Source organism: Roseburia sp. MSJ-14 (genome assembly GCF_018918225.1).
In the GTDB taxonomy this organism is placed as follows: domain Bacteria; phylum Bacillota; class Clostridia; order Lachnospirales; family Lachnospiraceae; genus Petralouisia.
On record NZ_JAHLQD010000026.1, the window covers coordinates 167,499 to 181,346 of the forward strand.

At 35.1% G+C, this 13,848-nt stretch carries 11 protein-coding genes; all 11 read left to right on the plus strand.

The features are described from left to right. Positions 1–64 precede the first annotated feature (64 nt). The 11 genes from clpX to KQI83_RS10780 all read left to right on the plus strand — a co-directional run bounded on the left by clpX (position 65) and on the right by KQI83_RS10780 (position 13,843). Positions 65–1,288 carry an ATP-dependent Clp protease ATP-binding subunit ClpX gene (gene clpX / locus KQI83_RS10730; protein ID WP_216557621.1) on the plus strand — a complete coding sequence of 408 codons (1,224 nt, stop codon included), beginning with the start codon at positions 65–67 and terminating at the stop codon, positions 1,286–1,288. A 40-nt stretch (positions 1,289–1,328) separates the two neighbouring features. Continuing rightward, positions 1,329–1,802, plus strand: coding sequence for a hypothetical protein (locus tag KQI83_RS10735; RefSeq protein WP_216557624.1), 474 nt, complete (start codon positions 1,329–1,331; stop codon positions 1,800–1,802). A gap of 4 nt (positions 1,803–1,806) precedes the next feature. After that, positions 1,807–2,505 carry a hypothetical protein gene (locus tag KQI83_RS10740; RefSeq protein WP_216557627.1) on the plus strand — a complete coding sequence of 233 codons (699 nt, stop codon included), beginning with the start codon at positions 1,807–1,809 and terminating at the stop codon, positions 2,503–2,505. Between the two features lie 344 nt (positions 2,506–2,849). Beyond that, positions 2,850–6,296: a hypothetical protein gene (locus tag KQI83_RS10745; RefSeq protein ID WP_216557630.1), complete on the plus strand. Its 3,447-nt coding sequence runs from the start codon at positions 2,850–2,852 to the stop codon at positions 6,294–6,296. Continuing rightward, on the plus strand, positions 6,289–7,656 hold the full coding sequence (locus KQI83_RS10750) for a hypothetical protein (RefSeq protein ID WP_216557633.1): 1,368 nt from the start codon (positions 6,289–6,291) through the stop codon (positions 7,654–7,656). Before KQI83_RS10745 ends, KQI83_RS10750 begins: the two co-directional genes overlap by 8 nt. A 353-nt stretch (positions 7,657–8,009) precedes the next feature. Beyond that, positions 8,010–8,186: a hypothetical protein gene (locus tag KQI83_RS10755; RefSeq protein ID WP_216557636.1), complete on the plus strand. Its 177-nt coding sequence runs from the start codon at positions 8,010–8,012 to the stop codon at positions 8,184–8,186. Positions 8,187–8,396: 210 nt separating this feature from the next. Continuing rightward, positions 8,397–11,585: a phage tail tape measure protein gene (locus tag KQI83_RS10760; protein WP_216557639.1), complete on the plus strand. Its 3,189-nt coding sequence runs from the start codon at positions 8,397–8,399 to the stop codon at positions 11,583–11,585. 23 nt (positions 11,586–11,608) lie between these two features. Then, positions 11,609–12,238, plus strand: a complete 630-nt coding sequence (locus KQI83_RS10765; RefSeq protein WP_216557642.1) for a hypothetical protein — start codon at positions 11,609–11,611, stop codon at positions 12,236–12,238. After that, positions 12,235–12,714 carry a hypothetical protein gene (locus KQI83_RS10770; RefSeq protein WP_216557646.1) on the plus strand — a complete coding sequence of 160 codons (480 nt, stop codon included), beginning with the start codon at positions 12,235–12,237 and terminating at the stop codon, positions 12,712–12,714. The genes KQI83_RS10765 and KQI83_RS10770 overlap by 4 nt, the downstream gene beginning before the upstream one ends. Further along, positions 12,704–12,859, plus strand: coding sequence for a hypothetical protein (locus tag KQI83_RS10775; protein WP_216557649.1), 156 nt, complete (start codon positions 12,704–12,706; stop codon positions 12,857–12,859). Before KQI83_RS10770 ends, KQI83_RS10775 begins: the two co-directional genes overlap by 11 nt. Then, a complete protein-coding gene (locus tag KQI83_RS10780) occupies positions 12,860–13,843 on the plus strand; it encodes a tyrosine-type recombinase/integrase (RefSeq protein ID WP_216557652.1) in 984 nt (327 codons plus the stop codon). Positions 13,844–13,848: the final 5 nt, after the last annotated feature.

The window sequence follows — 13,848 nt, forward strand, 5'->3', positions numbered from 1 at the left end:
AGCACCCTCTATTTATCTGAATAATAAGTTTACAATTTTTCACTTGATGGAAGGAGACTTTATAATGGCAAATAAAAATAACGAATTTTGTTGTATGTGTGGAAGCAAAAAAGATGAAGTAGACAAGCTGATTAGAGGTAAATATGGATATATCTGTGATAGCTGTATCAATATAACAAGTGACCTACTCAATGATGAAGAAGAGGAAAATATCACGAACAATATGCAGTTGGCTACACCTTCACAGATTAAAGCACACTTAGATCAATATGTTATCGGACAGGATGAAGCAAAGAGAACACTTGCAGTTGCGGTATATAACCACTATAAGCGACTAAAGCAGAATAAAAAATCTGATGTTGAGATACAGAAGTCTAACATTTTAATGATTGGAAGTACAGGAAGTGGTAAGACATATTTGGCACAAAGTTTAGCAAAATTCTTAGGTGTGCCGTTTGCTATTGCTGATGCTACAACACTTACTGAAGCTGGTTATGTTGGTGACGATGTAGAGGTCATGTTAAGAACACTCTTACAGAATGCGGACTATGATATTGAATCAGCACAAAGAGGAATCATCTATATTGACGAGATAGATAAGATTAGTCGTAAAGGCGAAAATATGTCAATCACAAGGGATGTATCTGGTGAGGGAGTACAGCAAGCACTTCTTAAAATTATTGAGGGTACAGTATCAGAAGTACCAGTAACAGGAAGTAGGAAACATCCACAGGGCGAGACAGTGAAAATTGATACATCTAACATACTTTTTATTTGTGGTGGAGCTTTTGACGGAATTGATAAGATTATCGGCAAAGAAGAGACGCATAATGCTATTGGATTTGGTGCTAATGTTTCCGATAAGAAAGAATCAGTTGCCGATTTGTCAAAGGTTGAACAGCACGATCTTGTAAAGTATGGACTTATGCCAGAACTTATAGGCAGACTTCCTATTATTACAGCACTCAATCCGTTATCGGAGGACGATTTAGTTCGTATTCTTACAGATCCTAAGAACGCTATCACAAAGCAGTACCAGGAGTTATTGTCAATGGATGGTGTGAAGCTGGAATTTGAGGATGAAGCATTGAGAAAGATTGCAGAGTTGGCTATTAAAAAGAAAACAGGGGCGAGAGGTCTTAGAAGTATCATTGAATCCGCTATGCAGAAAGTCATGTTTGATGTTCCCGATATGGCAAGTGCAAAGAAAGTTGTTGTAACTGTTGATTGTGTAGAAGGAAAAGCGGATGCGCTGGTTTATGGTGCAAGGAATAAGAAGATTGCGTAAATGGTAACATTACCATTTGGTGAGAAAGGAATATTGAAATATGAAGAATGGTAACATTACCACAGAAATGAAAACTAAAAAAGAGTTAGCTGCTGATTTGCAGATAAATGTAAAAACAATGAGAAATGCTTGTAGATATGTAGAATATCGTGAAGCCATTGAAAACAATATTGGTAAGGAAAAAGCGGAGATATTTGAAGAGATTGTTAATCGCTTAGAACTTAACAAAAAGGAAAAAATAAGTGCAGAACAAATATATCAATTAAGTAAGGTGTCAGATAAAGAGCAGAACAGGATTATAGATCTTATAATTAAACATCCGCAAAATGCAAAACGTATTATCAATAATGCAATTCCATATTGCAAAGTAAGAACAACGGTAACATTACCATCGTTTATAAGCGACTGGTTAGAAGGAGAAGCAAGTGATTTGAATATGTCCAAAGGAAAATATGTAGAAACATTGCTTATGGAGTTATGGAAGAAAGATCATGAGATCAAAGGAGAGAAATGACAATATGGATAAATTTACAGTTGAAACAGGAAACAAAGACACTGTCGAACTGAATAGACTTACAAGGGTGATTGCTTTACATGATATGTGGAATAGGCAGTATTATAGTACAGTTAGCATTATGTTTCAAAAGCACAAGAGCATAGATGAATGGTCGCAGGATGAATTGATGAAAGTTGCTTTATGCGGTGTGAAGTATATAAATTCTGCGATTGAAATTGATGCTATAAATCATAGATTAGACAGCACATATCAGACATCATTTGAGGTCAAGCAAAATTCCTTTAATCTGATAGATGGTTTATTCGGTATTATTGGTCGTATCAAGTTAGGTAATCTGATTAAGATATTCCCGATAGATAAAACCTATGATGGCGATAAATGGGGTAGCAAGGATTATTTCTTCACAATGGATGTTCTGAAGGAAAAAGGTCTTGACAATGCGGTTGGTCATGATGGTGTATTCGATCTTATGTGGGATTATGAGAATCGAGAGTTAAGAAAGTTGACAGTATTCTATATGAGTTGCATGAGTGCTATGTATCAGCGTCAAACTGGTATGACATTTATGGATAAATTCTGTGAAGATAATAACATAGATTCATATAGTGTGGATCGTGAAAATGGCATTGTGATTGATAATCAGACTGGAAAGATTGCAAAAATGAGCAATAAGCCTAGTTTTATGCAGATTGTGAAGTAAAATTGCATTTTCTGAAAAAGTGACCTTCAATATCATGCCTATGTAGGCAACATTTTTTCTTGAAAAAAGCAATGAAATCTATATTTCTTGTCAAGCATTTTCATAGGTCGTTACATGAGTTTTCATAGCTTATGTAATGACTTTTCATGCGTTATTCACGCAGTTTTCAAAAGTGATAGTAATAACTGAATATGGAACACAAAAAATCAAAAAAGTTTCTTCCTAAGTGGAGAATATATTAAGTAGAAGGTGTATTTATTTATGAAGAGTTCAAACATCTTTACAGATAAAGCACGTTCTGTAGTTGGCATAATAAAAAAATTAGTACGATTGGAGAAATTTATATGAAACAGAAAGAAGAAGGATTTGTACCAGTTCAATATAAAATATTGAAGCTGAGTTCAAGAATGATAACTAATTCACCCAAAGAGTATGAGAAGAAAGAAAAGGGTAGTGGAGAGATTGAATTTTATCATATTAAAGAAACCCCGTTGATTGATTGGCTGACTAAATCATATGGAGATAGTGGACTTGTTACCATTGGAGATAATATTCTTTTTCAAAAAATCAGAGAGATTGTAAGTCCTGAAACAACCATAGATGAAAATGGAGAAGAGATTACACCGAATGAACAACAATACAGAGCATATCTGAAATTAAAAGAGATGCGAAAAGAGATTAAGAAGCTGAAACGAAAAGCAAATGAACATCCGACAGAGGGTAGAATCAACGCTATCAATGATAAGATAATGGAAATGGAGAACTTTTTATTTTTCCCATATGTTATCAGCATAGAAACGAATAAGACAGGCTATGACAAGTTTTCCCAAAAAGGATTCTATTACAATGGCAAAAAGTATGTCAGAAGAAGTGCTAGTAGCGGAAATCTGAAACAGAATACAGTTTTATTCATACAAGAAGATATTCTTGATAAGGTGTTACCAAAAATCAGAGTAGGTTTTCAGATTGATGTAAAAACATCTGAAATATTACCACCTTCTAAGTTTGGAGCATATGAAGGACTTACCACAACAGGCTGTATATTTGTCAGAAAGCCTAGAGTTGTGGTTATTCCCGATTTTGAATATATAACCTTTAAGGATAAGAACAATAAAAATCATTTGGTCTACTTTGTGAAAAAGAATAAGGATGAAAATTCTGATAATTTCAGTTATGACATTGATACAAGACCATTCTTTGAAACAAAGTGGGAAGAAGATGAAAATGGGAATATTATTCATACAGCATATCTTAATTCCTTTGATGGTATGGGATTGATTACACCGACTTTTGCGGAGAAATGGGCGAAAGATTTACACATTAACTATACCCCATCTGCCTTTAATGCTAGAAGCATTGGTGTAAAAGGATTGCTTGTAACATTTCCTATTATGGAGTATGCAAAAGCAAAGGGATTTCAAACAATCGTAGATGTCAGATACAAGGGCATGAGCGAAGATGAAATAGAATATACACCACTTTGGGATAAGGATGGAAAAGAATGTGTAGATGTTATTCTGACAGAATCACAATGGAAGTATAAGAAACTGTATAAATCTGATGGTATGGGTTACAATTTTGACCTTTATAATGGCAATCCAGAAGCTATATGGGGAGTACAGAGAGTTGCACCTAATCCAAAGGACGAAAAGGATTGTGTGCGTCAGAATTACCAGCTCACAACGACAAGCAATGTTCGTAAAGATGAAGATATTGACAAACTGATTGCACCTACAGAGAACTATTTGAGATTGCTTGCTGAAGGTAAGCCTGAATATATATTATATGCACTTGCAAAAGATGTAAAAGACTTGTCGGACACAGAAGATGAAGAAGATATGGACGATGAAGAATCAGACATTGATTGCGAGGAAGATAATGGGGCAGATAATGAGGATGTGGATGCAGAAGAAGAGTTGAAAACTACCACATTGAATAATGCCCTATTGAGAAATCCAGACTTGATAAAAGATAAATATATAGGCGGTCAGATTCAGAAAATCATCAAAAGTTACTTGAATCGTGCAAAGGCAGGAAAGTTATATCCAGATGGGAACAGTAACTATCAGTTTATGATTAGTGATCCATATGCTTTATGCCAATGGGCTTTTAATTGGTATTACTGGATGGATGAAAATGGGGATATTCCTAGTTCTCATAAACATAGAGCAACACAGGTTGCAAGAGATATTGAAGCGAATGGAATTGGTCTTATTCCGCCTAATGCAGTATATAGTCAGTATTGGCAGAAGAAAAATGTTGAAACGATAGACGCTTGTAGAAGTCCTATGACGGATATTGCGGAACATAATATTTTGACAGTCTGTAATAAAGACAATATTTATAAGGTCGGCATTACACCAGAAATCTTTGACGAAATGGAGAGATATTATAAGTACATCAAAAGCGGTATCATTTACAGTCTGCATGACTTATCTACTGTAAAGCATTCAGATAGTGATTTTGATAGTGATATGGTCTGCACATTCAATTCAGAGGTTTATATAAATAATGCGTGGGATGTTTACCCTACTACTTATGAAAAGGGTGTAGACAACATGAAGCCGAAAAAATATGACATAAACGAAGCTACAGAATCGGATAAACAGGGATTTGGAAATAAAGTTGGTGTATATTCAAACATGAGTACAAGCCTATTTGCTATGATGCCTTTATATCCAGTTGATGAAGAAAAAGCAGAGATTACAGTAGATGCAAATGGAAATAAGATTGCAAAGCATCCAGAATATCTACACCATACTGATCCGAACTATCCAGAGTATGATTGCAGCGTAGGACAGCTTGAATTATTCAAGACCATTAAGAAGGACAGATACTTAATCGGAGAAGAGATTGATTCTACAAAGACAGGTGTAAAACCTAGTTTGTCACAGGAATTTTTACAGATTGGATGGAAAGATTCACAGAATGAACTAAGGCGATATACGCAGGAAGAAAAAGAAGAATTTGCAAGGAAATTACAGGAGAGTAACAAGTATATTCCTAGTTATTTACCGTACTTCTTCATCAATGTAAAAAGCAACTATAAGGATAAATACACACAGTATCAAACACGCATGAGAGATATTTGTAAAATGTACACATTTGAATCTATTGATACATTTGTCAAAGGTGTTTTGCATGGCGAAAGAGAATTAGTTACAGAGGATGAAAAATATTTCTGGGAGTATTACAGAGATAATTGTCCGTTACTTCTCACAGATTGCCTTATGAATAAGATTTGTTGGAAACTGGAAATCTTTGAGGAAGAATTAAATGCCATTATGAAAGATAAATGGAGTGGATCAGACAGCTATATCCTTATGGGATATGCAAAGGAAGTCAAGGTTACTCCATCCACAAAGAAGTTTATCAAGGCTACTTATGAAGAGTTTGTATCTAAACTGATGCAGATTTACAGTAAAAAGAATCGAAAAGATACAGAGGAAAAGACAAAGACATTTACAGTCAGTAAATTGGATGCGTTGATATTTGATACAAGGACAAAGTTACTCAAAGAGTTAAAGGTTGGATTTACTGAAATCTTTGATATGTTGGTAACTGTTCTGAAGGAATATCCAAAGGACAAATATACCAGTATCAATAATTTTCTGTGGAAAGTCATGGGCGATGATATTTTAGATGTAATCCCATACAGCAAAAAGAAAATTGACTGGGATATTCCAGAAAAAGCAAAGAAATATACGGATAATGAGCCTATAACAATTCTTGGAAAAGATATTGTATTCTGGGAAGAGGATAGGAATGTTGAGGAGGAAGAAGATGATTAGAAGCAATATTTTTTCAGATGAATATAAATGTAAAAGTATTATGGAAACATACGATTATGGCAAGGATAACCTTGCTGTAATCCATGATGTGATAGAAGATTATGACAGCTTGGAAGAGGAAGAACAGCAGAAACAAATACTGCTGCACTTTGAACATATTAAAAGATTCTTGCATTTGACGGATAAACAGCTATTAGATAAGGTGCTTGGGGATAAAATCAATGTCAGAGAGTATGAGTATATCCGCAAAATACCTACATATAGAGATAGCACAATAGAACTAATGATAAAACATGACATTGTAGGAATGACAGGCAAGATAGACTGGACGATTGATGATATTGCAGAGGTTTTCCGTACCAGAAAAGATGATATTATGGAGCGACTGTATTTATATACGGACGAATACTATATTGAAAAGAAAGAGGAACGCAAGCGTAGCATAAAAATATTCAAATCACTATATGAAGATGCCGAGTGTGACAAGGAAGGAAATCTAAAACAGAGTGAAGCTCTAGTGAATTTTATCAATGAATATCTTGAATCCGATAAAGAGTATGACTGCAAGGTGTTCTTTAATGACAAGCCGATTGTAATATATAAGAGTGAGATTCAGAAGATAAAAGAAATCAGTAAGAAATATCGCACAAATGAAAAGGACGGAAGAAGGATTGTGCGGTTGGCTTGTCTGCTATTGGCATGGCAGAAAGCGGATCAGAATCAGTATTATAATCATAGGGATTATGCAGAGTATATCTTAGAACGACTGCTTGAATATAATCCGATTGTAGAGGTTGAGGGAAGAAGTGACAGTAAGGCTATGATTCAAGACTATAAGAAGTTACAGGATGATAAATACTTTGAAAAAACATTACCAGGAGTGGCAGTACCGAGAGAGATTAAACCTACAATGTACTATCGTATGACATTTTGTGTTGATAGGGATAATACAGAGAATGAAGAAGTTGCTCTTACAATTACAGATTTTGAAAATATATGGGAACAGATATTTGTAGTTGCATTTGGTGAATTTGATGTATTGGAACAACCGAAGGAAAAGGACATAAAAAAAGGTATCATAAAATCATATGATACAAGGTCTAAAACTGGAAAGGTCTATATTGAAGATAAGGGGCGAGATTATCCGTTCTCTGTAAATGGTAGATATAAGGAAGGACAGGAAGTAAAGGTATTTATCATTGACAGTAAGAAGAACAAAGTACAAGTGCTGAAAAAAGACAATGAGCGTGTGTATATGAAGTATAAGGCGGTGAAAAGATGTTTCTCATGTGGGAAGATGTTCTATGCAAAGCAGATGGGGGATGGAACTGGTAAGTGTGATAAGTGTAACAGACGATAAAGAACATTTGTTTTGTGAAAAGTGAACATATTTTCGCAAGTTGAACTGTTACAAATGGCTAAAATAAAGGATTTTTTGAGAGTAATTATTTCCACTTATATATGGAAAGACATATAAATTGGACTTGCGGTGAGTTTGACACCAATAGTTAGAAGTGTGTACTTCAAGATTACATAAGTCCTCAAACAGCTTATGCGTATCTTACAAATAGTATCATATTCAAAACAATGGACAGTTTTCACATGGAAAACAATTTATATGACACCCCATAAAGAGGTCAGGCGGTTCTGTCGTACTAGCTGCTTGACCTTTTTATTATGCCAAAAAAATTTGTTGGCAGAAAGGAGAACTATGTGAGTTTACAACAGGAACTTAATGAGTACATTAAAAAGAACGGATTGAAAAAATCCTTTGTTGCAGACGAAATCGGTATGAGTGGTTCAAAACTAAGTAATTTTCTACATGGGAAACTTCTTATGACAGATGAAGTTGAAAACAGGATTAGAAATTATTTAGACCAGAAAAAATAATCCTTCAGATATTTACGCTTCTATGCGTTTATATAATAAATATCAATTCTATTTTTCTATGATAATTCAATCAGAAATTCCAATTATGTGTGAGTGTTTATCTCACAACCTTTTATTTTTTATGCAGCAAAATCGTAAAATAAACAATTTGATTATATCAGATAGAAAATGGGATTGTCAATAGCAAAAATTCAAAAAGGAGGAAAAAAGATGCAACAAAATTTTCTACTAAATCTGATTGCTGGACTTAACAAATCACAAAGTAAGCGACAGATTAAAGCAGACACGAAAAGTCTTGGGGATTTATATGTCAAGCTGATTGGTAATCTTGATATGCCTAAGACAAGGAAAGCTATTAAGGCACAGTTAAAGGGATTAAATAATATGACCTTTAACATCACACCGAATGTAAATACAAAAGGTGTGCAGACAGCAACCAGACAGGCAATAAACAATGCACAGAGGGTTGCAAATAGTAATAAGGTTCATCTGAATTTTGACACGAACAAACAGCAGTTGATTAACCAGATTAAGATACTGGGAAGGAATAATAACAAGCTATTTAGCGATCAGAATATGACAGCTAAGTACAATCAGTTGTTAAATTCTGCTAGTGTGGCAAAGAGTACAGGTGAATTAAAAACTCTTAGAGGTGAGTTATCAGCATTTAAGACGGAGCTTGTAGCAACGAATAAAGGTGGAATGACAGCTATTAGTAAATTCCAACAGTCTATGAGCAGTTATGCGAAGTTCTTTAGTGGTGCAAGTTTTATCTATGCTCTTACTAATCAGGTTAGAAATGCGGCTACAGAAGCAAAAACAATGGATGATAGCCTTGTAGATTTACAGAAGGTTACAGACGAAATCGCAGACAGAGATGCTTTATACAAGTATTTTGATAAATCCATGAATAAAGCACAGGAACTGAATGTAAAAGTAGGTTCATTGATTGATGCGGTAACGGAATTTAAGAAGTTAGGTTGGTCATTAGATGATGCTGAACTTGGTGCGAAGTGGGCGAATATCCTTAGTAATGTTGGAGATGTAGATATCGACACAGCTATTGGCTCAATTAAGACTTCCATTGCTTCATTTGATGAAATTGGTGGTTATACAGATGACCAGATGGACAAGAAACTTGAAGCCTATACAGACCTCATCAATAATATGTCGAACAAATATAGTATTGACGCAGAGGGATTGGCAGAGAGTATCAGATTAAGTGCTGGTACATTGACAGAAGCACATACAAGTATTGAACAGGCAGCTACAATGTTTGCTACTGCAAATAAATACTACAATGATCCTTCATATCTTGGAAATACAGCTAAGATCGGTTCATTAAGAATGAGAGCTTCTTCTGGTGACACAGACGCTATCGAAGAATTACAGGAAATGGGCGAAGAGGTTGACGATTTAGCAACAGCCACAAGTAATTTGCGTGAAAAACTCATGGCATTAACAGGTGTTGATATTATGGTTGATGACCATACATTCAAGTCTTATTATGACCAATTATATGAGATTTCACAGGTTATGGATCAGTTAGACGATACAAGCCGTGCAAATGTTCTTGAAACTCTTTTCGGTAAATCAAGAAGTGCAGCAGGAGCCGCAATATTATCTGGAATGAAGGAATCTGCATCAGCATATGAAGATGCAATCAATAGTGCAGGAAGTGCAACAGAAGAGTATCAGACTTGGATGACCAGTGCAGATGCAGCGTGTCAGAGATTTTCCAATACGCTCACACAGACATATCAGAGCATTATCAATGGTAATACAGTTCGTGACCTTGCAAATCTTGGTTCGGCAGTATTAGAGTTTGCTAATAATTGGGGAATTGTTGAAGGTACATTAAAAGGTGTACTTGCACTTGGTATTGGTAAATTCCTTACAACAAGCACAATGGCACTTATTACAGCCACAAAGCAAGTAGAACAGTATGGACAAGCCTTACAAATGGCAAGTAATGTTCCGAATGGAAATTTATCTGCTAGATTCCAGACATTGAAGAGTATTGCAGATGCAACGAGTTCATTAACCACAGAGCAGTTAAGAAATGTATTAGCGACACAAACACTCACTCAGGCTGATCGTGTCCGTATTTTACAGATGCAAGGCATGACTAAGGAAATGGCATTACAGAAACTTGCTGAAATGAATTTAACGCAAGCGACAAATGCACAGACCGCAGCTAATACAGCTAGTACAGCAAGCACATTTTCACTTAAAGCTGCTATGACAGGACTTGGAGCTACATTAAAGAGTGTATTTCTTAGCAATCCAGTAGGAATTGTACTTATGGGTATTAGCCTTGGAGTTAGTGCAGTAACATCCGCAGTATCTAAGCATAATCAAGCTGTAGAGGAAGCACGACAGAAAGCTAAAGAAGCAGCAGACACAGCCAATACATTAGGTGATGAGATTGCTACATTAGCAAACAAATACATCCAGTTATCGGATGCAGTAAAAACAGATGCAAGTGCAAAAGAAGATTTAATGACTACACAGGCAGAGTTATTAAAGAAACTTGGACTTGAAGGAGAAAGCATTGATGATTTGATTGCGAAATATGGTTCATTATCAAATGCCATTAAACAAGCAAGCATTGATTCATTAAAAGACCAACAGATTGATTTAGTTGCTGGTGTAAATGCGGCTAAAGAAGATTTGATGAAGGTTGCAAAGGATAACTTCTGGGGTACAAATAATATTATTAGTGGCACAGGAGATGATGCAGTAAAAGCATTCAAGGAGCTTGAAAAAGCTGGTGTAATTGATAGTGGCTCATATGGTACTGGTGGTGGTCAGTTAGTTCTAATTGGCAATGACACAGTAGATGGAGCATTAGAAAATTATAAGAGGCTTGAAGATGCGTTACAGGCATTAAGAGATTCAGAAGCATTTACAGCGGAAGAATTGTCAGATAATTCATTGTATCAGTCTATTTATAGCAGATATAGTGAAATGAAAGAATCAGTAGAATCATATAACTCTTCTATTGATAATTTGAATGAAAATTTAGCACAACAGACAATGTTGACTGCTTTACAAGGTAGTGAAATACCTAAGACAGAAGAAGATTTTGACACATTTAAGCAAGAGCTGATTGATACAGCAGTTGCAAGTAAACAATTTATTGGAAACGAAAAGGAGATTACAGATGCGATCAATAATTATTTATCGACTGTTCCTGAGTTTGAAGGCTATTACAGCATTCCTCTGGAAAACGAACTTGATAAAGTAGACGCATTGTTGGGTCAAGAGGACTTTTCAAAAACAGACTACATAATTTGTACTAAGCAATTTATATTGCATTTATCTGAATTGACATATTTTTTTATCAAAAAATTTTGCGAATACGAATACAACAGCACTAAGCTGATTTATATATAAATTTTAGGAAAGGCGGTAACTACATGGATAAAATCTTGGATGAAGATTTGTGGGGATTAAATGAGCAGAAGTACAAAAAGTACAATGTTGCTTATAACACTTCCACAGACAAGAAGATATATAACTCAAAAGAATATCACGCATGGTCTTATATGCTAAGACTTGTTTATGATAATAGCGAAAAATACATTAAAAAGCGAAAGGGTCAGGAGATTACAGTATGTAAAGAATGGCTTGATTTTGCTAATTTTAATGACTGGTTCGGTGAAAACTATTACACAGTTGACAATGAACAGATGGATTTGTGTAGGAATATCTTGGATCAAGATAATAATGAGTTCTGTCCTGATATGTGTATATTTGTTCCCAGACGGATTATGCAACTTATCACACCAAAGAATTTATCTAAAACAGATTTGCCTAGAGGTGTAGGATTCAGAGAAACAACAGGTACATATTATTCTACTTGCTATATGCAGATAGACGGAAAGAATACCACAAAAAGAAGGTCTGGATTTGCTACACCAGAAGAAGCATTTGCAAGCTATAAAGATGATAAGGAGCGTTATATTAAAAGGGTTGCTAAAGAATATGCGACTAAAATACCACGTTCCCTATACAGAGCATTATTGCATTATGAGGTGAGAGAATGAGCGAGATAAATTATTCATTATGGGAACTTCCACCAAAGCCACAGAAAAAGATTCAAGGTATAGGATATAGCAGTACATATGTTACAAGTGATGAAAAGAAAGAACTGTCATATAAAATATGGCGTAAAATGATAAATCGTTGTTATAGCCCATCTGATAAAGTCAGAGAAAAACAGAATGGTAATTTTGTGACTTGCTGTAATAGTTGGCTTGATTATAGGAAATTTCAAAAGTGGTTCAATGCTAATTACATGGGTGTGCAAGATACTTCAATAACGATTACAAGGTCATTGATAAGTAATTCTAACCTTGTGTATAATCCAAACAATAGTGCTATCGTTCCCACAGAGATTGATAAGTATTTAAAACGTGATACAAGGGATGCTGATAAGTTGAAAAGTCTTGCTGAAAAGTACAAGTCATGTATCACAGAAGATGTTTATGAAATATTAACGGAGGATTTATATGGAGACTGAAAACAAAACCAAAGAAGAGGAAAATAAGAAGAAGTTGGAACAGGTGAAAGCCATGAGAGAAGAACTTGCTAGGAGCATGGGAGCAAGCAATTATTTCTTTTATCTGGAAGCTAATATTAAATCAAAAGCGACAAGGGGGATATAAATGGAAGAAGTCAATTTATTAAGAGATATATCCCTACGAAGGAAAGAGATACTTCAAAAGGTATCAGACCCAAATAGGGAGTATGCAGAATCCTATCTGAAGCATATCAATGTATCTGCATACGAAAGAGTAACAATCAGTGCAAAAATTCAAATGCTGCTACAATATCTGGAATATGTAGCGGATCATCTTAACAACAAATCTATTGTAGATATAACAGTAGCGGAAATGGAAGATTATCTATTGTATCTTGGAAATGAATGTCACTTAGAACCACCCAGCGTAGGGAAGAAAATGAGTGATATTTCAACATTCTATAAGTTTCTTATCAGTAAAGGTGTATGTACCTTTAATCCAATTTATTATATCCCAAAGCCACACAAACTAAAGACAGAAGAACACAGGCACTTTCTGACCGATGAACAGATTGCAACCTTGAAGGAAAAACTGGAAGAAAATGGAGATAGGACATTACAAGTATATGCGTTCTTTTCATTGTCCACAGGGGCGAGAGTTACAGCGGTATCATCTATCAGATGGGAGCAGATTGACTTTGAAAAGCGTTGTGTAAACCATGTAAAGGAAAAATTTTCAAACTATTGTACTCTGCATTTTAGCGAATATGTAAAAGAATTGTTGCTGAAATTGAGAGCCGAGAGAGAAGCCAATAGGATAAATGATGGTGGATGGGTTTTCTATTCAACAACAACTTTTTATAAAGATAATGCAATAGAAATTCGTCATGTAACATCTGGTACATTGGGAACATGGGCGCATAAAGTAGGTGCTATGTGTGGTGTGCCTGGATTAAAACCACATGATTTCAGATATACTTGCTGTAATCATCTGTTACAAAAAGGTGGAGATATTGCTATTACTTCATTGATTTTACATCATAAAAATATTGCTACAACCTTACACCATTATTGCGATAAGAACGATGTGGAATTTATGCGACAGTACAAGGATCAGTTTGGAATTTAGGAGGA